Below are 20,758 nucleotides of genomic sequence, written 5' to 3' on the forward strand. Positions count from 1 at the left end.
GGTACGGGTAAAGCTGGGAGGCTCAGTTCGGCAGGCGGACGGGCATGACCAGGTAGCGATAGTCGTCCTGGTCCTCGCCGTCGGCGTCTTTCTGGGCCGTGATCATCGCCGGCTTCGGTGCCGTGGTGAAGGAGAAACGCACGAACTTCGTCTCGATGACGCTGAGGCCTTCGATCAGGTAGTGCGGGTTGAAGGCCACGGTGATGTCCTCACCGGTGAGCTGGGATTCGAGTTCCTCGGACGCCTGGGCGTCCTCGCCGGTACCGGCGTCGAGGTGCAGCTGGCCCTGGGTGAACGCGAGGCGGACCGGGGTGTTGCGCTCGGCCACGAGGGAGACACGCCGCACGGCCTCGACCAGCTCCTGGGTCTGGACGGTGGCGTGAATCGGGGTGGAGTCCGGGAACAGCGAACGGATCTTCGGGTAGTCGCCGTCGACCAGCAGCGAGGTGGTGGTGCGGCCGCCGCTTTCGAAGCCAATCAGCCGGCTGTCGTCGTCGGCCAGGGCCAAGTGGATGTCGCCGCTGCCACCAAGGGTCTTGGCCACCTCGTTGAGGGTCTTGGCCTTGACGAGTGCGCTGGTGGAGATGCCCGGGGTGGCGGGCTTCCACGGAACCTCGCGCATGGCGAGGCGGTAGCGGTCGGTTGCCAGGAGGGTGATCAGGTCATCCTCGATCTCCATCCGGACACCGGTCAGGATCGGCAGGGTGTCGTCCTTGCTGGCCGCGATAATGACCTGGGACACCGCCTGGGCGAAGGCGTCGCCGGGGACGGTGCCGCTGATCGGGGGCAGTGCCGGCAGCGGCGGGTATTCGGTTTCCGGCATGGTGGCCAGGTGGAAGCTGCTTCGGCGGCAGGAGAGCGTCACCTTGTTGCCATCGGTTTCGATGTCAACCGGTGCGGACGGCAGGCTGCGGCAGATGTCGGCGAGCAGGCGGCCGGAAACCAGGATGGTGCCCTCGGTGCTGATGTCGGCCGGGATTTCCAGCCGGGCGGAGGTTTCGTAATCGAAGCTCGAGAGGCTCACGGTGCCCGCCTCGGCCTTGAGCAGCAGGCCGGACAGTACCGGAACAGGCGGCCGCGGAGACAAGGACCGGGCGGTCCAGGTCACTGCCTCGGCCAGGACATCCCGCTCGACTCTGAACTTCACGGAAGGGTGCCGCCTTTCATTGCTGCTGACATCGCTGGAACGGACCGGCCGGCGGGTGCCGAAGGCGCCGCCGGAGCTGGTCTGTGGTGGTCATGCGGTTCCCCGGACGACGTGTCCCGGATGCGCCGGGACGGCGCGGGGACACGGTGGGACCGGGGACGGACGCACAGCAGACAGCTTAGCCCCAAGATCCGGGTTCTCCCATCCCCGGCTTACATCGCTGTGGTTTCGGCCGGGCCCTCAGTTCGGCCTGGACCGGGCCGTGGTGGGGTGGAGGGAGATTGTTGTTTGAGGGAATTTCATTTTCTTGGGATTAGTAGTGTTAATAACTGCTGTGGAAACTGTGGATAACCCGGTCCCGGCCCGCAGATCCGCGGTTAAGCCCTGTTCATGAGCTGTGGGTCCGTCCGGTTTTAAACAGGGTGTGGATGGGGACAAGATTTTCGGCCGTTTCGTCGATCCACAGGCGGCTTAAGGGTTTTAAGCCCATTAACCGCCGTTGTCCCCTTAACTATCCACAGGCTTGTCCACAGCCCCCTGTTAATAAGGTATGAGTATGCGGATGCGGGGCTAGGAATTCCGCTGCTGCTGCTTGATCCGGTTGGTCAGTTCGGTGACCTGGTTGTAGATCACCCGGCGTTCGGCCATCAGTTCGCGGATCTTACGGTCGGCGTGGATCACCGTGGTGTGGTCCCGGCCGCCGAGCTCCTGGCCGATCTTGGGCAGCGACATGTCGGTCAGCTCCCGGCAGAGGTACATGGCGATCTGGCGCGCTGTGACCAGGGTCCGGGTCCGGGACTTGCTGCAGAGCTCCTCCATGGTGAGCTTGAAGTAGTCCGCGGTCTGGGTCAGGATCTGCGCCGAGGTGATCTCCTGGGCGCCGTCGTCGGTGATCAGGTCCTTGAGGACCATCTCCGCGAGGGCAACGTCGACCGGCTGCCGGTTCAGGCTGGCGAAGGCGGTCACCCGGATCAGGGCGCCTTCGAGTTCGCGGATGTTGCTGGAGATCTTGGAGGCGATGTATTCGAGGGCATCGTCCGGGGCGGAGAGGCCTTCGCTGAGCGCCTTCTTGCGGAGGATCGCGATGCGGGTTTCCAGTTCCGGCGGCTGGATGTCGGTCAGCAGGCCCCACTCGAAGCGGGACTTCATCCGGTCTTCGAAGCCGGCCAGCAGTTTCGGCGGCTGGTCCGAGGTGATGACCACCTGCTTGTTGTTGTTGTGCAGGGCGTTGAAGGTGTGGAAGAACTCCTCGAGCGTGCGGTCCTTGCCGGCCAGGAACTGGATGTCGTCGATCAGCAGGACGTCGACGTTCCGGTAGGTGGTCTTGAAGCTGGTGCCCTCGTCGTCGCGGATCGAGTTGATGAAGTCGTTGGTGAACTCTTCGGAGTTGACGTAGCGGACGCGGATCCCGCTGTAGAGGCGGCGGGCGTAGTGGCCGATCGCGTGGAGCAGGTGGGTCTTGCCGAGGCCCGAGTCACCGTAGATGAACAGCGGGTTGTAGGCCTTGGCCGGGGCTTCGGCAACGGCGACGGCGGCCGCGTGCGCGAACCGGTTGGAGGAACCGATCACGAAGGTGTCGAAGACGTACTTCGGGTTCAGCCGGCCGAATTCGTGTGAGGTGCTCGGCAGCATTGGCTGCGGCTTGAGTTCGACGGCGGGATCGGCCGTGCGGGTCAGCTCCGGTGCCGCCTCGGGTTCGACGTGCAGGGGCACCAGTTCGGTGTCGACGTCGATTGCGCAGCGGATCTCGTCGGAGAAGACGTCCCGCAGTGCGTCGTCGAGGGCTTCCTTGACCTGGGTCTGGAGCACCTCTCGGGTGAGTTCATTGGGAACGGCCACCAGCAGTGTGGAGCCGATGAGGCCCTGTGCCTGGGCGAGGATGACAAAACCGCGCTGCCTGGGGGTAACCCGGTGGTCGTTTTCCAGGAGGCTGACCACCCGGCGCCAGGAGCTCCCGACGGTGTTGGCGTGGTCGGCTTCGTCTACCGTCATCAATGAATTCCTCAAACCTTGCTTGCTGGCGTTACCGCAGCCGCACCGCCCGGGACTCGATGTGTGGTCCCGGCGTAATCCACAGGGTTGTACACAGACAGTGGATAATGGGCTACTGGGACACTCTAGGGGATGAAAAGCCCAGAAGATAGCTGGGAACTGACCTGTGGATAATTACACCGTTGTGGTTCTCTCCGGGGGCCTGTGATGTGCTTCATCCACAGGCCCGGGGGCAGGTTAGCCACAGCTGGGGATGATCGCCGGCGACCCCTCCGGTTTGACTCTGCAGCCGTTTTTCCCCTAACGTTGTGAAGTCCTTTGTGTCCGCTTTTCGCTTCATTGAAGCTCTCCCAGACGCCTGCGTCACCGGGAGCGGGGTAGCGGCACATACAAAACTTAGCGTCGGCCAGTTCTTCCCCTTTTTTGATCGGGTGGGCGCACCTTTGATCCACTGGAGTAACTAACGTGAGCAAGCGGACTTTTCAGCCGAATAACCGCCGTCGAGCCAAGAAGCACGGCTTCCGCCTTCGTATGCGTACCCGTGCCGGCCGCGCCATCCTGGCAGCCCGTCGTGGCAAGGGCCGCACCGAACTGTCGGCGTAAATACTGACTTATCGGTCATCACCCTTTTGCGAGTTGAGCGGTGCTAGCCACCCGGAACCGTCTGAGGACCTCTACCGATTTTTCAACAACTGTACGTTCCGGCGTCCGCAATGGACGCCGGAACTTAGTGTTATATACGGCAGCTTTACCTGACGGCCAACCTAGCCGCATCGGCTTCATCGTTTCCAAGAGTGTCGGGAACGCTGTTGTCAGGAACCTCGTTAAGAGGAGACTGAGAGAAGCCGGTGCGTTGTCGCTGCGCACTTATCCCGTCGGATTTGCCATCGTCGTCAGGGCCCTGCCCGCGTCGGCGTCCGCCGGCTGGGAGACCCTGCGTAATGACTACGATGCCGCCTTGGGAGCAACCCTCAAGCGGCTGGCCGGCCGCCCGCCGCAGGCCGTTGCCAAGGTTTCGAGTGAGACACCACAGGAAGGGACACCGCGTGCGTAATCGAGATGCCGCCGTCGTCCCCGGTCCTGCACCGCGCGTGTCCGCGGCCGCCGCCTGGTTGGGCCGCGCGCTGTGGCACCTGCCCCGCAACCTGATCATTCTGCTGTTGATGGCCTACCGCAAGGTTGTGTCTCCGCTGTACGGCCAGGTCTGCCGATTCTTTCCGAGCTGCTCCGCCTATGCGCTGGAAGCGGTGACGGTCCATGGGGCGGTCAAGGGCACCTGGCTGGCGGTACGCCGGCTGCTGCGTTGCCACCCATGGAATTCCGGCGGTGTGGACCATGTCCCCGCCGGTCACCGGGAGTGGCCCGCCGGCCACACCCCCCGAATTGTCGTGCTGAACAACCCGGACAAGTACCTGGCGGCACAGTCTGATGGAGAAGGCCGCCCCGCGGCCTGACGAAGAGGAATAACGTATGGACATCTTTGGAGCAATTCTGGCCCCGTTCAAGTGGCTGGTATCGGCCATCATGATCGGCTTCCACGACGGACTGAGCTTCATTGGCCTGCCTGCAGCCAACGGCTGGACCTGGACCCTCTCCATCATCGGCCTGGTGCTGGTCATCCGCGCCGCGCTGATCCCCGTCTTCGTCAAGCAGATCAAGGCCCAGCGCGGCATGCAGCTGCTGCAGCCGGACCTGAAGAAGCTCCAGGACAAGTACAAGGGCAAGACCGACCAGCTTTCCCGCCAGGCCATGGCGCAGGAACAGATGGCGATGTACAAGAAGCACGGGACCAACCCGTTCTCCGCGTGCCTCCCCATGCTGATCCAGATGCCGTTCTTCTTCGCCCTCTTCCAGGTTCTCTCCGGCATCAGCTCCGCCAAGGCCGGAGGCACGGGCATCGGCGCGATGAACATCGACCAGGTCCGGCAGTTCGACGAATCCAGCATCTTCGGTGCTCCGTTGTCCGCCTCGCTGCTCCACGGCGGCGGCGGAAACCAGACCGCAGTCTGGATCCTCTCGATCGTCATGATCCTGGCGATGACCGCCTCGCAGTTCATCACGCAGAAGCAGATCATGGCCAAGAACATGTCTGAAGACGCCATGGCCAGCCCCTTCATGCGTCAGCAGAAGATGATGCTCTATATCCTGCCGCTGGTCTTCGGCGTCGGTGGCATCAACTTCCCCATCGGTGTCCTCATCTACTGGACCACCACCAACCTGTGGACCATGGGCCAGCAGTTCTTTGTGATCCGCCGCATGCCCACCCCCGGTTCCCCCGCCGCCAAGGCCCTGGCCGAGCGCCGTGCCGCCAAGGGCCTGCCCAACCTGCCCCTGCTGGGTGCGAAGAAGGCCGACGCCGAGGCAGAGGCGGAAGCCGCTGCCAGCGCCGCCGTCGCCAAGAGCCAGCGCGTCCAGCCCCAGCGCAAGAACAGGAAGAGGAAGTAATGCCTGCCGAGAGCACCGACCACGCCATTGCCGCCGAGCCGCTGTCCCAGGAAGACGTCCGCGACGAGGCCGCGCCCAGCAACGATGCTGAAGCCCCGGAAGCCACGGATACCGAAGCCGGCCAGCCCGCGGGCAAGAGCAACACCGCCAGCCGCTTGGAGGAGGAAGGCGACGTCGCCGCCGACTACCTCGAGGAACTCCTGGACATCGCGGATATCGACGGTGACATCGACATCGAGGTGCGCAACGGCCGGACCTACATCTCGATCGTGGCCGAGGAGGACAACTCCGGCCTGGAGAACCTCGTGGGCCGCGACGGTGAGGTGCTGGAGGCCCTGCAAGAACTGACCCGTCTGGCCGTCCTCGCCGCCACGGAGAACCGCTCCCGGCTGGTCCTGGACATCAACGGGTACCGCACGGACCGTGCCGGCGACCTGAAGCAGATTGCCGAGGATGCCATCGCTTCGGTCAAGGAGAGCGGTGGTCCGGTGGCGCTGAAGCCGATGAGCGCTTACGAGCGCAAAATCGTGCATGACGCCGTCGCGGACCTAGGCTTCGTCAGCGAGTCCGAGGGCGAGGGTGCCCAGCGGCACATCGTTGTCTCCGCAGAGTGACTCCGCAGAGCAGCATGATGGTGGAGATTACCGCGGCCGAACTCAAGGCCGCCGAAGCGATTTTTGGTGACCGGCTGGACCTGGCCCGGCGCTATGTGGAGCACCTCGCCACGTCCGGTACCGAACGCGGCCTGATCGGCCCGCGTGAGGTGCCCCGACTGTGGAGCCGGCACGTGCTGAACTGTGCCGTGATCGAACGTGAGATTGCGCCCGGCAAACACGTGGCCGACGTCGGCAGCGGAGCCGGGCTCCCGGGGCTATGCCTGGCCATCGCCCGTCCGGACCTTGAACTGACACTCATCGAGCCGCTGGAGCGGCGCGTGATCTGGTTGCAGGAAGTGGTCGATGACCTCGGTCTGGACAACGTCACGGTGATGCGCACCCGTGCCGAGCTGGCCGTGGGACAGGTCGACGCCGACGTGGTCACCGCGCGCGCGGTATCCGCCCTGACCAACTTGGCCGGGCTTACTATCCCGCTGCTCCAGGGCAAGGGTGAAGTCGTGGCCATCAAGGGCCGCAGCGCCGGTGAAGAGATCGAAAAAGCCGCAAAGACCATCCGCAAACTGGGGGGCGTGGACACGTCCGTCGTGGTTGTCGGGGAGGATCTCCTTGAGGAGCCCACCACCGTGGTCCGCATCGTAGTGAATAAGCCCCTAAAGAAGGCGTAGCGTCCGCCCGGCGCCCGCTGTGTTGAGGGGTAAGAGGTTAGGCTAGTTAGCGGCAGTCAACGCCGAGCGAGAGTGAGAGTGTCAAGTGAGCAGTAGCGAAGCCTCCGCGCAACGGATTCCGCCGTTTGTGTCCCTGGGGTCTGCACGATCGTTCATGGCGCCTGCTGCCTCTCATTCCTCCGCCATAAGCAAACCTTCTTTGGTTGCAAGCAGCTCATCTTCCTCGTCGGTTTCACGTGAAACCTCGGCGATGTCTACCGGCAATGTACTGGATTCGATTGATGACTCCAGCCCGATTGCACGGGAACTCGCCCACGAAAACAAACGCCGGGAGCGCCTCCTGGGCCGGCAACTGCCAAAGCCGGAGAAGACCCGCATCTTCACCGTGTCCAACCAGAAGGGCGGCGTCGGCAAGACCACCACCACGGTGAACATCGCCGCAGCGCTGGCCGCGGCCGGGCTCAACGTGCTTGTCATCGACATCGACCCGCAGGGCAACGCCTCCACCGCCCTTGGCATCGAACACCATGCCGATGTCGACAGCATCTACGACGTGCTTATCAACGATGTTCCGTTGCAGGACGTTGTCGCACCGTGCCCGGACATCGCCAAGCTGATCTGTGCACCGGCCACCATCCACCTGGCCGGAGCCGAGATCGAGCTCGTCAGCCTGGTGGCACGGGAGCAGCGGCTCCGCCGGGCGATCGACGTCTACGCCAAGGAACGCGCCAAGAACGGCGAGGAGCGGCTGGACTACATCTTCATTGACTGCCCGCCGAGCCTTGGTCTCCTGACGGTCAATGCTTTCTGTGCCGCCAGTGAAGTCCTCATTCCCATCCAGTGCGAGTACTACGCATTGGAAGGTCTGAGCCAGCTGCTGAAGAACATTGAGATGATCCAGAAGCACCTCAATGCCGACCTGGTGGTCTCGACCATTCTGCTGACCATGTATGACGGCCGTACCAACCTCGCCGCCCAGGTGGCCGCGGAGGTTCGTGAGCACTTCCCCGAGCAGGTTCTGAGTGCCGTGGTTCCCCGCTCCGTGCGCATTTCGGAGGCACCCAGTTACCAGCAGACGGTCATGACCTATGATCCGTCGTCCAGCGGCGCGCTGTCCTACTTGGAAGCCGCCGCTGAAATCGCCGAACGTTAGAATCTTCTCAACAATTGCACTAGCCAGAGCCGGAGCATGCCGCGCTCTTCCAATGGAGGGATTTATCCATGAGCGATAAGCGACGCGGCCTGGGCCGCGGACTTGGCGCACTGATTCCAAGTTCCGCCTCGGCTAACGCCTCCGGAAACGGTGCGGCCCCGTCCCGGCCCGTGGATCTGTTTTTCCCGCCGGCCAGCAAGCGCTCCGGCGAGGCGCCGGCTGTCGAGGAAGCCCCGGTAGAGGCAACCCCTGATGCTGCTGCCCCCGAGTCTGCTGCGTCCACATCTGCTGGGCCGGAGGAGACGACGACGTCCCGACCGGCTCCGTCGGACACGACCACTAAGGCAGCCACCCGGAAGCCTGCCGCCGCGGCGAAGGGTAAGTCTGCCGCCCCGGCTGGTCCGGGCACGTCCGGACGGAATCGTGCGGCCGCATCGAAGGTGGCGGCCGAGGCCCCTGCGCTTGAAGAGTCCGAGCCCGAGCTTCCGGCTGCCGATAACGGCGTGGACCTGGTTGCGGTCCCCGGGGTCCGCTTCGCTGAAATTCCGGTCGGCGATATCCACCCCAACCGCAAACAGCCGCGATCTGTCTTTGATGAGGACGACATGGCGGAGCTCGTTCACTCCGTTCGTGAAATCGGCGTCCTCCAGCCAATTGTCGTCCGAACTTCAACCGAAGAAGGTGGAGAACCCTACGAGCTGGTCATGGGTGAACGCCGGTGGAGGGCAGTACAGGCCGCCGGCCTCGAAACCATCCCCGCAATCGTCCGTGACACCACCGATGATGACCTCCTTCGGGACGCACTGCTTGAAAACCTTCACCGCAGCCAGCTCAACCCGCTGGAAGAGGCCGCTGCATACCAGCAGCTGCTGGAAGACTTCGGTACCACTCACGAGCAGTTGGCGGACCGAATCGGCCGGTCCCGTCCGCAGGTGTCCAACACCCTGCGTCTGCTGAAGCTCCCGCCGTTGGTACAGCGCCGTGTTGGAGCCGGTGTGCTGTCGGCCGGGCATGCCCGCGCCCTGCTGGCACTTCCGGACGCCGCCGCGATGGAACGGCTGGCCCAGAAGATTGTTGCCGAGGGCATGTCTGTCCGGGCCACTGAGGAGGCCGTCACTCTCTACCAGAGCCCCGCTGCCCCGGCCAAGAACAACATCCCCCGCCCCGGTGCACGGCACGAACGTCTGGACTACCTGGCATCGTCGCTCTCGGACCGTCTGGATACCAACGTGAAGATCTCCCTCGGTGCGCGCAAGGGACGCGTCAGCATCGAGTTCGCCAGCGTGGAAGACCTGAACCGCATCATGGATGTGCTGACGCCGGGCAATCCAACCTAGGGTTCTCATTCATCTTCAAGAGGGTCCGTTTCGTGTGAGACGGGCCCTCTTTTGTGTGCCCAGCGCCGGCTGGTTGCTCTACGTGTTCGTGGCTGTTGGGTGGTCATGACGTCCACACTGGGTGCGAATCCCTCGTTCGTACCCTCACCGATGTTGAAGGTGACACCCTGGTGGTAGCGGCGGCACGTCGGTTGGCACAGCCAGTTCAAGGAGTCTTACCTACCGGCCAACGCGCACGCAGTAAGTTGGGTGGTCCTGGTTTGCCTACCGGGGTGGGTGGATGAGGCCACCCAAACTGAGCCGCTTTTGTGGGCGTGCGGCGGCGCGGTGCGGTGTTTGGCGCACGGCCGAGGGGCCTGGGAGTCTGGGTACGCCCCGTCGGCTGCGTGCCAGGCCCGGGAGTCCACGTCCTGACGTCAGACCGGATTGCGGGTTCACCGGATGATGATGACCATAGAGGGCTGCTTAGATCCCCCGGATGTCGCTTTCTAGCCCTCTTCGAGCTGGACGTGGGCGGTGGCGCCTTCCTGCTTCTGCAGCGCTGTACGGTGCCTCCCGAGCCTGCCTGGCGCGCATTGAGTTCCCGGCCGACGGTGGGTCTTCGGACGCATTCGAGGTGATTACAGTCCAACTTTAGGCCCCACCCCAATTCCTTATTCGTCGGTTTGGCCAGCCGAACGCCCGTTGTGTGGCCTCGGCAGGACTCATCTCATGCCACTTAGCTTTGAACTAGTTGTGAGGCGAGGTGTGCGTCTGGTTTTCTTGAGGCGCTTCCGGGTGATTGGTCGCTATTCGCGCTCGGTAGCCTGCGGCAGATTTACTGTTGTTGTTCGGGTGCTCATCCCCTGTTGGGGGCGCCTAGGCGTTTTCAAGTAAGGGGGCCGAAGCGGCGATCACAAGATACTGAGGCAGCAACCAAGGCATCCTTCGGCTTGTCTCTATTCGCGGTTGCTGTTTTCGATGCTGTTTCACGTGAAACAAGCCCGCGCCTATGAGCCTGATCAGTGGTTTGCTTGATAAGACAGGACGTTCCGAGACGTCGGCCGCGATATTCCGACGTAGGTCCTCCCTGAAGGTTTCGAAAGGTCTGCCGGCACGATGGGCTGTTGCCTCCTTGGACAGGTGGATCCACATCTCTGCGTTCCGCAGACAACCTCGGAGTTCCGCGAAGGGTAGGTCTCGACTACAAGCGCACAGGCCGTGGATGAAAAGCCTGGAGCCTACAAATCAATCATGGATCTGTGTACATGTTTCACGTGAAACGGTTTGCGTCGGCTCGGCGCTATTGTCCTGGGGGTCGGGTTCTCGGGCATCAGGCCCCACCGGAGGGCCGAGAAGCCGCACGGGCGCGGAGGCGGGGCCGCCTACTGAGGGTCTCCCGGGATAGCGACGGCGCTACCACTAGCACTGAGGCGACCTGGCTTCAGACTGGGGCCTGTAGGGCGCTCAAGGAGGTGTGCGAGCTCCTGGGCTCGTCCACGCTTTGACGCTCAACCCTGAGTGTTGTGCACTCCTGAACCTATGGGTGCCACCGCGAGTCTGATTAGTGTACTGCGGCATCAGTGGGGTCCGGCTACTGAGGATTGCCTCAGCGACCGAGAGCGGATCCCGCAGGGCATCTTCCGACTAGCCGATTCTCGTCCCGTGCCGCACTCCCCTTGCTTGTTCTCGCCAAAGTGCTCTCGATGGGCTCGGCGGGTGCATCAGTGGCTTGTACAAACTGCCCGTGGCGAGGTCGTGGCCTTTTGTTCTCATGTGCGGTACTGATCTGCGGCAAGCGCCAGGTATCGGGGTCAGCTGCCCAGTCCCGTCTGGTGATGTTCGAAGGGGCGCATAGAGCAGGCAGCCTGGGACAACATGCTCGCTGGAGTCCCATGGCTAGATGATCGCTTGCCGGATAGTACCTAATAGGGAAGGTCTTTTCCGGGCCGCGCGTCGGAGAATCTCCCCTGCGACGACGCACCTCGGACCTCCGGGCTCCGAAACCAAAACCCAGAGCCGGACCCTGGACCCCCGGGCGCCGGAGGCCGGACTGCGGATTGCGGGCCTCGAGATGCCGGCCCCCAGACCCTGGACGCCGGCTCGGGGACGCCGGCCGGGGGAGAACCGAGTGCGCATCTCAGATCCAAGCACGCGGTCGGCCGGGCCACACGGCGGACTCCACACCCCGGAAGCCGGTCCCCTGCCCGCGGCGGCTGAACCCGTGGCCAGGGGCGGATGATATCTGGATGGGAGTTGCTCGTCGGGTTTGTCAGGCATGGCCAATGTCGATACCGGCAAGACGGTGAGCAGGTAACGACGACTAACAGTGTCCAGTCGAAGGGTGGATGCGATCGGTGGTTCGCCACTGAGTCCCCGGGCCCGGGAGTGAGGGTTTAGGGTCGGCGTGAGTGAGTTGAATCGGTACCGGCCGAGAGCGAACTTCGCAGCCATCACCACAGGTTCTGAGAGCCAATTTGCCGGTGGATATTGTTGTGGATAACTTTGTGGAAAGATCGGCGGTCATCGTGGTCTAGATGGTCTCAGATGTGCGCACCCGAGAATATTGCTTGGGGTGAAGTAAGCGGTGGGAGTAGGCGCGACAGCGCTTGTTTCACGTGAAACACTGCCGCCGGGCAGAGTGCCGGCGAATATCCCCAGAACTGGCCGAAATCTCGCCACAAATGGGTTAACTTTCCGCCGGTGGCCCGGCCATCTAACAAAACCAACAACTCCGTTTCTCCACGAGACGGCCCTCTCCTCATCTGCGAGATTGATCCGGGCCGACCCGCCCTCGAGGGGAACTGTTGATGAGGCATCGCGAGGCTGTGGATAAGACTGTGTGCAATCTCTCGATGGACTGTGGATATCGCTGTGGATAGCCACAGTGGATATCCACGTTTGGAGAGGCTCGAGAACGGACATCGTGATTGAAGGCTGGCCCCTGTCCGGGGTGATGTCCACCGTTGTCACCTCGCCAGCGGGCTGATGTGCCGACTTGCGCCGTAGGGTTTTGTTCCACGGGGCTGAGGGATCCGCAGCTAGGGCTGCCGGTGGAACTGCACCGGCACTCCCCCTGTGTCTATGTTGGGAGTTGCCAGTACCGTCGACTGAGCGACGGCAATCTAGTTGGTAACGGCAATGTCCATGAATTCTGAGGCCAATTGGTCGAACTGGTTCCTCTGCGTCCCAGAGTGACCAGCACCAGGTGGTTAGGCTTGGCCCCTAATATGGGACGGCATACTCAGTTCGGTGCGTTGGGGCTCAGGCAAGTTCCGTTGGGATGCGCCGGTCCTGCTGAGGTTCATGGCGCTTCGGGTTAGCCACGACCAGGACGGGCTTCCCCGGAATGGCAGTCGGCCGCTCTCATGGGGGCTTGTCGTGTGTTGCTCAGGATGATCTGGCCCTACGGACGAGTGCCTCGCGCGGGCGCCAGGCCCACACTGATGCCGCTAGGAGAACACTACGTGCCCAACTGGCGCAGCCGACCCTTGGGAGTGATGGGCACCCAGGTGGGATGACAAGCGACCGACCTCGGCTCGGCGTGAATGGAACCATCCTGCAGTCCTCCCCAGAGCGCACTGTGGTTCCGTTCATTCCCTGAATCGGGCGCGTAGCAGGATTTTTCGCGTAGGTCCCTATGGTCAGGTGGGTCCCCGGTGGGAATCGGGTACCCAAGGAACTCATAGACGCCATCGGCTCTAGGGCTCTACAGGCTAGGTATCGATACGAAGATGTTTGGGTCCATCGAACACCTTTACATCGCAGCAGGGCGGGAACAGCGGAGGACGGCCGCGAATGCTCATGCCTCCCAATCCCCGATCCGGCGCCATTCGCGAAGTGCCTGGGCGTACTCGTCCTTCTGACCTGGTCTCTCCGGAGTTCCCCAAATTCACCTGATCATCCCGTAATTGACCATTACCGCTGTCGGTTTGAATACCTGATCACTTCCACCTGACTGCCGGTGTCATGTGCGAACCGTTGTAGGTCGAGGCGGCCCACAACTCGCGACTTTAACGGTCCCTGGGAAGTATCGGGCCTGGATGGGTGTAGCACCCGAGGCAAGGTAGAGGATGGGCTCTTCAGCCTGGGTAGCGCCCTGCCATGCCTCCATGGGCCTCCTTGCTCCTTCGGCTTCGAGGCCGACAGGCGGATCCGAAGCCTAGGAGCCTCGCATCACCCTCGTCGTCTGCTGGGAGGCTCGTTCCGCCGCTCTCGTCGCCCCCCTGGGCATAGGGTTGGGGTGAAGGTGGAGACTGGGAGGGGTTGTGAGGGTTTCACATGAAACAAGGATAGGCCTTGGTCTGAATAGCATCGTCACTCCGGAACCTGATCCCCGGTACCTGCGACCGCGATCTGGTTGCTTTGATGTCATGCCTCCGGAGGTTTACCTCCATAGGCATCCCGCTACCGGCATTGAACGTTTCATGTGAAACAGGTTTATTGAGAGGGATTGGCTCGTCTCTCCGCGCAAGCAACCGCGATGCACACACTGGCCGTGTGTGAGGAGATGGGTGGTGGTTACCCTCTTGACGCAAGAACTAGGGAGAAATGTCGAGCGTCCAAGAGCTGATAGAGAAGAATGTAAACCGTAATAGCTAGAAGAGGGATGATCCGTGTTTTGAATGTGGTTGACTTGGCAGTGTTTGCGGTCGCTGAATCACGGCTTCACTTCTTTGTGAGGCCTGATCATCTCTTTAGAGACTGGAGCAGATGGAACCGCATCAGCACTCCTCCTGGTGGCTTTCGAATCCGATCAAGATGCACGTATTCGGTCCAGCCGTTTCGATCCAGGGCCCTCACCGCAAGGGCAGCTGAGCGTGAATCCATTCTGCGGCGAACTCTCCCTTGGGATGCGGGACTCAGAGAATGCCGCCAAGGGTGCCAACAGCTAGTTCAGGGTGTCTCGAAAAGTAGGCGAACGCACATGTCATGTTTCACGTGAAACAGTGGATGGGCACTCCAGTTCCGGGCGAGTGGTTCCTCCGAAAGGTCGCAGCAATCTAATTTCAGTTGCGGTGAGTCGGTTTTCATCCGCCGGAGCCCAGTGCTGCTACTGCACGTTTCACGTGAAACACGACGGTGTCGGCACTCCGCAGGACGGGTAATAACGCCAAGGCGTTGGACAACTAAATGGATCAATTCCTTGATTCACCGAAAAAATTGACCTGCTTGTCGAGGTACTCCTGGTGACTCTAGTACGCAGCCCCCGTGACATTGGGTTTCTGGGGCTCTAAGGAAATTTACTCTGCATATACCTTCGTATTCGGTTGATATCCAACCGGTAGAACGCTCACTCTGCTGAGTGAAACCAAGCAGCCAGGAGAAAACAGTCGCGCGAACCGCGATATCTCTCTCATCGGAACAGAAACGAAAGGGCGGCGCTCCCCTAGTGGGGAGAGCCGCCGTCGCCGTGCTGAGACCGGCCAGTGCCGGTCAGGAGAAACTAGGACAGGACGTCCGCGAATTCCTTCTCGAAGTACTGCTTCGGGCGGGCGCCGATGACGCTGCCCTTCACTTCGCCACCCTGGAAGAGGTAGACGGCCGGAATCGAGGTGATGCCGTATTCGGCCGCGATGGCCGGGTTGTCATCGACGTTAACCTTGACCACGTCGACTTTTTCGCTGTACTCGACCGAGATCTCGTCCAGAATAGGGCCCAGCTTGCGGCACGGGCCGCACCATTCGGCCCAGAAGTCGACGATGACTGGCTTGTCGGAAGCGAGCACATCAGTGCTGAAGCTTGCGTCTGTTACGTCTTTTGCGTTGCTCATAACCTTGTCCTTTTCGTGGAGGGGTAGCGTGCTGTTCTAGGCGACCGGGAGGTCTGCGAGGTAGTGCTCGACGTCGACGGCCGCGACACAGCCGGAACCGGAGGCGGTGATGGCCTGGCGGTAGGTCGGGTCGATGACGTCGCCGGCGGCGAAGACACCCTTGACGCTGGTCTTCGAGGACCGGCCCTCGACGGCGATGGTGCCCTCCGGGGTGAGATCCAGCTTGCCCTTGACCAGGTCAGTGCGGGGATCGTTGCCGATCGCGACGAAGACGCCGGTAACGGCCAGCTCGGACTCGGTGCCGTCCAGCAGGTTCTTCACCCGGAGTCCGGTGACCTTGTCACCGCCGAGGACATCCTCGACGCCGGTGTTCCAGACGAAGTTGATCTTCTCGTGGGCCAGGGCTCGGTCGGCCATGATCTTGGAGGCGCGCAGCGTATCGCGGCGGTGAACCACGGTCACGGAGCGGGCGAACTTGGTGAGGAAGAGAGCCTCTTCCATGGCGGAGTCGCCACCGCCGATCACGGCGATGTCCTGATCCTTGAAGAAGAAACCGTCGCAGGTTGCACACCAGCTGACGCCGTGGCCGGAGAGGCGCTTCTCGTTGGCCAGGCCCAGTTCGCGGTAGGCAGACCCGGTGGACAGGATGATGGCCCGTGCGCGGAAGGTCTCCCCCGTCGCAATGGTGACGGTCTTGATGTCGCCGTCGAGGTCCAGCTCTGTGACGTCCTCGAACTGGATCTCCGTGCCGAACCGGGCAGCCTGCTTCTCGAAGTTCTCCATCAGGTCAGGACCCATGATGCCCTCGGGGAACCCTGGGTAGTTCTCGACGTCGGTGGTATTCATCAGTTCGCCACCGGCGGTGACGGAGCCCGCCAGGAGCAGCGGCTTCAGGTTGGCGCGTGCCGTGTACACCGCGGCGGTGTAGCCGGCCGGCCCCGAGCCGACGATGATGACATCACGTACTTCGGACGCGGTGTTTTCTGCGTTGCTCACTGAACGGTGAACCTCTTCCTTTGTCGATGCACCCGCCAGGTTGGCCGGCCACATGGCACAACTAAGCGCACCGGGTGAATATTCCGCGCACGCCTTTGGACGGGGCCTAGCCCCGTCCTTCTAGGGTACCGGTGTGGAGCCGCCGGGACGGCCCGGAACGGCTACTGGACCTTGATCTCCGCGAGCCGCAGGCCGAAACCGTAGCGGGTCTTCGGGGCGGCCAGCTTCGGCAGGTTCTTGATCTGGATGATGACGTACTGCGCGGTCACCGGTTCCTGCAACGGCAGCGTCAACTCCGGCGAGGTGAAGCTGTTGCTGCCCACCAGCTTGGCGCCGTCGAGCGAGGGCTGGTCGGCGGTGTAGACGCTGATGTTGCCGCCGGAGGCACCGAGCTGGCTGAGCGTGACGGAGGAGACCTTGGCCTGGCCCTTGAGCTTGACCACCAGCGGGACGCCGTCCGGAGCGAAGCCGCCCCAGGCGTCGGTGGCGAATTCCATGTCGGACCAGTAGCTGGCGGCGTTGCCGTCGTACGTCTTGACCAGGTCGCCGTCGTAGGTGGCCGCAAAGTCGAAGTTGCCCTGGCGGGACACGGATTCGATCGCCGGCGGAACCGCGGCCGGCGGGGCACTCTGGCTCGTCGATGGCGTGCCGGACTGCTCGGGGGTACCGGTGGAAGTCGAGGTCGTCTTCGCTGCCTGCGGTGTGCCGCCCTTGAAGAGGCCGCCCAGGTTGGTGACCGCGAAGATCAGGCCGATGACCAGGACGGCGGCCAGCAACGCGCCGACCAGCCACCGCATGGAGCGGGGCTCGCGGCGAGGTGCGTCATCGTCATCGTCGTCGTAGTCCCCCGGGCCGTCCGTGGCGGGTTTGCGGGCAAAGGCGGGCAGGGTTGCGGCGGCGCGGCCGGCTGCGGGGCCGGAGGACTTCTCCCGTGCCATCGTGCGCTGGTCCGGGACGGCGTCGTCGTAATCGTCGTCCTGCCACAGGGAAACCTTGGGGTTCGACGGCGTCGGAGCGGACTTCGCGGACTGTGCCGGCTGGACCGGGTTGGCCACGGTCGGCTGCGGCGCGGCGTCCTGCGGTGCGGTCTTCGGGGCCTTCGACGGTTTCGCTGCCTTCGCGGCGGCCGCGCCTGCGGCTGCTCCGGCAACACCTGCGGCGGCGGCCGCTCCGGCTCCCCGGTGCTCCGTCTTCGGCGCTGCTGCCGGCGGGGCGGGGGCCTGCCGCGGCGGAACCACCGGCTGGGTGGCTGGCCGCTGCTGCTGGTCGCCGTAGTTGATGTAGCCGGCGTCGACTTCCTCGTCGTCGTAGAGGCCGTCATAGGTTTCGGGCTCGTTCGACCGGGCCTGGCCGAAGATCTCACTGCCCAGCGTGTCGGTGAAGAACGGCTCCACGTAGGGCGGGTTGGAGCTGACCACGAGGTCCAGCAGGTCCGCCGCGGAGGTGTGGTTGGTGATCAGGTAGGTGGCGTCGTCACTGACTCCGAGGTCCAGGATCTGCACCTGTCCGGGGCGTTCGCCGGTGGCCACCTCGCGGGCGCTCTGGGCCACCTGGTCGGCGTTTCCCGGGCCAGCAACGAGGATGCTCACGGGACGGTTCAGCACCTGGTCCACGCCGTCCAGCACCAGATCCTCGTCATGCGAGGTCAGAACCGTGGCGGTCACCTTGTAGCGGCCGCCGAGTACTGATCCGACATCGATCGGGTGGGACACGTGTTCCTCCTAGGCTGTCCGGAACTGCCGGCCCCGGTGACGTTAACGGTCAACGCCGGCCCCCGGTAAAGCCGGTGGACCCCAGGTCTGCAACTCCCCTTGTTAGTCTTCGATCCTAACTGATGCTGGTGTTGCGCCCGGTGACCACGGCCTCCGTTCGGGGTGCGGCTTACTTTTTGTTGCCCTGCCCGTCCGGGAAGTACGGGTTGCGTCCGGGGTCGCCCTGGTAGGTGCGGCGGCCCGGCAGTGGAATCTCCGTCTGGCCCGCCCCGCCCCGAGACGTGGCGGGCCGTTCCTCCTCGGGGAGGTAGCCGCCGTCGGGGCCCCAGCCACTGGTGTCCTCCTCGCGGACGTCCGGACCCACGCGGAAGGACGCCGAATCGAACTCTCCCGAGATCCGCGGGATGAGACCGGTGTCCAGGGAGGTGGTGGCCCGCTGGGGGACCGTCCGGACCGGTGCGGTCCGTGCCGCCGGAACCTCCCCGGCTACTTCCTCGCCCGAGCCGGAACCAGCCTCGCCCGTGGCGTCCGCCCCTGTCCCTGCGGCGCCTGCCGCACCCGCGGCGGCCGGGCGGCGGCGCAGCCTGCCCAGCAGCGGCTGCAGGAGGTCCTGGAGCTCGCTCACCCGCAGCACCCGCAGCAGCACGAAGTAGACGGCCAGCATGATGGGGCCGACGACGGCGACGGTCGCCAGTGCGGCGATCCGGCCGCTCCAGGCGAAGCCGTCCGGGTTGTAGCTGCCCAGCAGCCAGAGGGCGCCGGTCCCGGCGATAGCCGAACCGAGGGCCGCGTAGCCCATCTTGATGTAGGAACTGGCGACGCGCGGGCCGTCCAGGTGGCCCAGGAGCCGCCGAAGGAAGCCGGCGCTGACGATCACGGAGAGGATGTTGCCGCCGGTGTAGAGGAGTGCAATGGCGAAGATGATCCGGTCGAAGGGCAGGAACTGGATGAAGAAGGCCGCCACCACGTTCACCAGGGCCAGGACCAGCTGGATGTAGAAGGGGGTGCGGGCGTCCTCGTTGGCGTAGAACACCCGCGACATCATGAAGTTGGCGCTCATGAACGGGGTGCTGAGGGCCAGGATGGTCAGGGTCTGGGCCAGCATGACCCCGTCCTGCCGGTCACCGCCGGAGAAGAACATGCCCAGCGGGCCGGCCAGTGCGAAGAGGGCCAGTGCACCGAAGACTGTCGCCACCGCCATGGTGCGCAGGCCGTGGCTGAGCGCGCGGCGGAGTCCGGCCCGGTCCCCGTCCTGGGAGGCGCGGGTCATCCGGTTGAAGAGCACCGTGGCGAGCGAGAGGGCGATGATCGAGTGCGGCAGCAGGTACAGCTGGCTGGCCACCTCCAGCACGGCGTTGCCGGGAAGCGTGGCGGCCGCCTCGGTCTGTCCTTCGGCCTGGAGCCGGAGGCGTTCGGCGCCGGGGATGGTCGCGATGCGCATGATGTAGAGGAAGGCCAGCTGCCCCACAGCCGCCGTCGCCAGCGTCCACACGCTGAGCTTGGCGGCCTGTCCCAGCCCCACCCCGCGCCAGCCGAAACGGGGACGCAGCCCCAGCCGGAGCCGCAGCACGGGGATCATCAGGATGGCCGTCTGCGCCACGACGCCGATGGTGGAGAACCCGGCCACCAGCAACGTCTGGAAGGATCCCCAGTTGTCCAGCGTGTGCGGGTTGGCCTCGTTGGTGCCGAGGATCCAGATGAACATACCGAGGCCGGCGATGGCGACGACGTTGTTCAGGATCGGTGCCCACATGGCGGGCCCGAACGCGCCGTTGGCGTTCAGGACCTGGGTCAGCAGGGCATAGAGGCCGTAGAAGAAGATCTGCGGCAGGCACCAGAACGCGAACGCCACGGCCAGGGACTTCTGCTGCGGTGAATACCCCTGGGTGGTCAGGTCAATCACGGTGGGCGCCAGCAGCGTCACCACCAGCGTCAGGGACAACAGCACGACGACGGCCAGGGTGAGCAGGCGGCTGATGTAGTCGGCGCCGCGGTCCGGGCCCTTGCTGGCCTTGATGATCTGCGGGACCAGGACGGCGTTGAAGACGCCGCCGGCCACCAACAGGAAGATCAAGTTGGGAAGGTTGTTGGCATTGATGAACGTGTCGGTGACCGTCGAGCCGAGGCCCAGGGCCAGCGCCAGCATCCAGGTCTTGGCGAATCCGAGGAACCGCGAGACCAGGGTCCCGGCGGCCATGACGGCGCTGGACCGGGCCTCTCCGGCGCGGGCGGCCTGGGGGGCGGCGGCTTCGGAGGGTGCGGACTTCTCGGGCTGGGGCTGGGCGGCAGACATCATTCTCATCGTCTCACCCGGGCGGCCGAATAGGCGCAACCGCGGCCCGTACGGACGTGGTCCTAGCGGTGGTCGGGAAGGACTTCGCGGGCGAGGTCGGCGATGCGGCGCTCATTGGGGAAGGACAATTTCCGCGCCAGTTCCGTCAGCGGCACCCACGCCACGTCCACGGCTTCCTGGTCGGGATCGTTCTCAATGGTCAGTTCGCCGCCGGTGGCCTGCAACAGATAGTGGTGGACCGTCTTGTGGACCCGGTGCCCGCTGACGGTGAACCAGTAGTCGATGCTTCCCAGCGGGGCGAGGATCTTGCCCTCGATGCCGGTCTCTTCGGCGATCTCGCGGACGGCCGCTTCCTCGTTGCTTTCCTTGCCTTCCGGGTGGCCCTTCGGCAGGCACCACTCGAGGCGGCCGCCGCGGTTGAGCCGGGCGATGATCGCCACGCGCAGTTCGGCGTCGGATGTATCCACCACGACGCCGCCCGCGGAAACTTCCTCCACGGTAGGCAGGGAGGCCTGGCCCGCGTGCTGCTGCGCCGGCGCGACGTTGCCACCGATTGCCGAGGGCAACGGTGCGTTCGTCCTCCTGCCGGGAGCGCTCGGTACGGGGTGGGCCATAAAGTCCACTCTAACTACTCTTGCCCGGACTTGAT

The 20,758-nt window shown here is 63.9% G+C and carries 15 protein-coding genes; 8 read left to right on the top strand and 7 right to left on the bottom strand.

Translation table 11 applies throughout. From position 1 onward, the window contains the following. Positions 1-22: 22 nt before the first annotated feature. Both dnaN and dnaA read right to left on the bottom strand, forming a co-directional pair. Positions 23-1,147 carry a DNA polymerase III subunit beta gene (gene dnaN, locus AB0305_RS07200; protein WP_290257108.1) on the bottom strand — a complete coding sequence of 375 codons (1,125 nt, stop codon included), beginning with the start codon at positions 1,145-1,147 and terminating at the stop codon, positions 23-25. A gap of 570 nt (positions 1,148-1,717) precedes the next feature. Continuing rightward, positions 1,718-3,139 (bottom strand): chromosomal replication initiator protein DnaA, encoded by a 1,422-nt coding sequence (gene dnaA, locus AB0305_RS07205; protein WP_290257109.1) that lies wholly within the window; start codon positions 3,137-3,139, stop codon positions 1,718-1,720. Positions 3,140-3,604: 465 nt separating this feature from the next. On the opposite strand from dnaA, the gene rpmH reads away from it, so the two are divergent. From rpmH to AB0305_RS07245, 8 genes are all read left to right on the top strand, one after another. Then, positions 3,605-3,742, top strand: a complete 138-nt coding sequence (gene rpmH, locus AB0305_RS07210; RefSeq protein WP_003800212.1) for a 50S ribosomal protein L34 — start codon at positions 3,605-3,607, stop codon at positions 3,740-3,742. 40 nt (positions 3,743-3,782) lie between these two features. Next, on the top strand, positions 3,783-4,193 hold the full coding sequence (gene rnpA / locus AB0305_RS07215; protein WP_364138074.1) for a ribonuclease P protein component: 411 nt from the start codon (positions 3,783-3,785) through the stop codon (positions 4,191-4,193). 37 nt (positions 4,194-4,230) lie between these two features. Then, entirely contained in the window at positions 4,231-4,593 is a 363-nt protein-coding gene (gene yidD, locus AB0305_RS07220; RefSeq protein WP_364138452.1) for a membrane protein insertion efficiency factor YidD, read from the top strand. Positions 4,594-4,609: 16 nt separating this feature from the next. Further along, complete coding sequence (gene yidC / locus AB0305_RS07225; protein WP_290257113.1) at positions 4,610-5,584, top strand: membrane protein insertase YidC; 975 nt, start codon at positions 4,610-4,612, stop codon at positions 5,582-5,584. Then, complete coding sequence (locus tag AB0305_RS07230; RefSeq protein ID WP_364138078.1) at positions 5,584-6,198, top strand: R3H domain-containing nucleic acid-binding protein; 615 nt, start codon at positions 5,584-5,586, stop codon at positions 6,196-6,198. Before yidC ends, AB0305_RS07230 begins: the two co-directional genes overlap by 1 nt. 17 nt (positions 6,199-6,215) lie before the next feature. Further along, positions 6,216-6,866, top strand: coding sequence for a 16S rRNA (guanine(527)-N(7))-methyltransferase RsmG (gene rsmG, locus AB0305_RS07235; RefSeq protein WP_290257309.1), 651 nt, complete (start codon positions 6,216-6,218; stop codon positions 6,864-6,866). 85 nt (positions 6,867-6,951) lie between these two features. Continuing rightward, the gene (locus AB0305_RS07240; protein ID WP_364138081.1) at positions 6,952-8,019 is read left to right on the top strand and encodes a ParA family protein; all 1,068 of its coding nucleotides are present in this window, start codon (positions 6,952-6,954) and stop codon (positions 8,017-8,019) included. A gap of 68 nt (positions 8,020-8,087) precedes the next feature. Next, positions 8,088-9,356 carry a ParB/RepB/Spo0J family partition protein gene (locus tag AB0305_RS07245; protein ID WP_364138084.1) on the top strand — a complete coding sequence of 423 codons (1,269 nt, stop codon included), beginning with the start codon at positions 8,088-8,090 and terminating at the stop codon, positions 9,354-9,356. Positions 9,357-14,781: 5,425 nt separating this feature from the next. Here AB0305_RS07245 and trxA read toward each other — a convergent pair. The 5 genes from trxA to AB0305_RS07270 form a co-directional block, all read right to left on the bottom strand. Then, a complete protein-coding gene (gene trxA, locus AB0305_RS07250) occupies positions 14,782-15,108 on the bottom strand; it encodes a thioredoxin (RefSeq protein ID WP_290257117.1) in 327 nt (108 codons plus the stop codon). A gap of 36 nt (positions 15,109-15,144) precedes the next feature. Further along, on the bottom strand, positions 15,145-16,104 hold the full coding sequence (gene trxB, locus AB0305_RS07255) for a thioredoxin-disulfide reductase (protein WP_364138087.1): 960 nt from the start codon (positions 16,102-16,104) through the stop codon (positions 15,145-15,147). Positions 16,105-16,265: 161 nt separating this feature from the next. Further along, positions 16,266-17,816 (bottom strand): ABC transporter substrate-binding protein, encoded by a 1,551-nt coding sequence (locus AB0305_RS07260; protein ID WP_364138090.1) that lies wholly within the window; start codon positions 17,814-17,816, stop codon positions 16,266-16,268. Positions 17,817-17,985: 169 nt separating this feature from the next. Continuing rightward, positions 17,986-20,112, bottom strand: a complete 2,127-nt coding sequence (murJ, locus tag AB0305_RS07265; RefSeq protein ID WP_364138093.1) for a murein biosynthesis integral membrane protein MurJ — start codon at positions 20,110-20,112, stop codon at positions 17,986-17,988. Between the two features lie 59 nt (positions 20,113-20,171). Further along, positions 20,172-20,723: an NUDIX hydrolase gene (locus AB0305_RS07270; RefSeq protein WP_290257121.1), complete on the bottom strand. Its 552-nt coding sequence runs from the start codon at positions 20,721-20,723 to the stop codon at positions 20,172-20,174. Between the last annotated feature and the right edge of the window lie 35 nt (positions 20,724-20,758).

It is taken from the genome of Arthrobacter sp. NPDC080086, assembly GCF_040702285.1.

Bases quoted from the DNA above. Each gene is read 5' to 3' on its own strand.
- dnaA (WP_290257109.1), bottom strand. From the start codon at position 3,139: ATGACGGTAGACGAAGCCGACCACGCCAACACCGTCGGGAGCTCCTGG.
- AB0305_RS07245 (WP_364138084.1), top strand. From the start codon at position 8,088: ATGAGCGATAAGCGACGCGGCCTGGGCCGCGGACTTGGCGCACTGATT.
- trxA (WP_290257117.1), bottom strand. From the start codon at position 15,108: ATGAGCAACGCAAAAGACGTAACAGACGCAAGCTTCAGCACTGATGTG.
- murJ (WP_364138093.1), bottom strand. From the start codon at position 20,112: ATGATGTCTGCCGCCCAGCCCCAGCCCGAGAAGTCCGCACCCTCCGAA.
- AB0305_RS07270 (WP_290257121.1), bottom strand. From the start codon at position 20,723: ATGGCCCACCCCGTACCGAGCGCTCCCGGCAGGAGGACGAACGCACCG.
- rsmG (WP_290257309.1), top strand. From the start codon at position 6,216: ATGGTGGAGATTACCGCGGCCGAACTCAAGGCCGCCGAAGCGATTTTT.
- AB0305_RS07230 (WP_364138078.1), top strand. From the start codon at position 5,584: ATGCCTGCCGAGAGCACCGACCACGCCATTGCCGCCGAGCCGCTGTCC.
- yidC (WP_290257113.1), top strand. From the start codon at position 4,610: ATGGACATCTTTGGAGCAATTCTGGCCCCGTTCAAGTGGCTGGTATCG.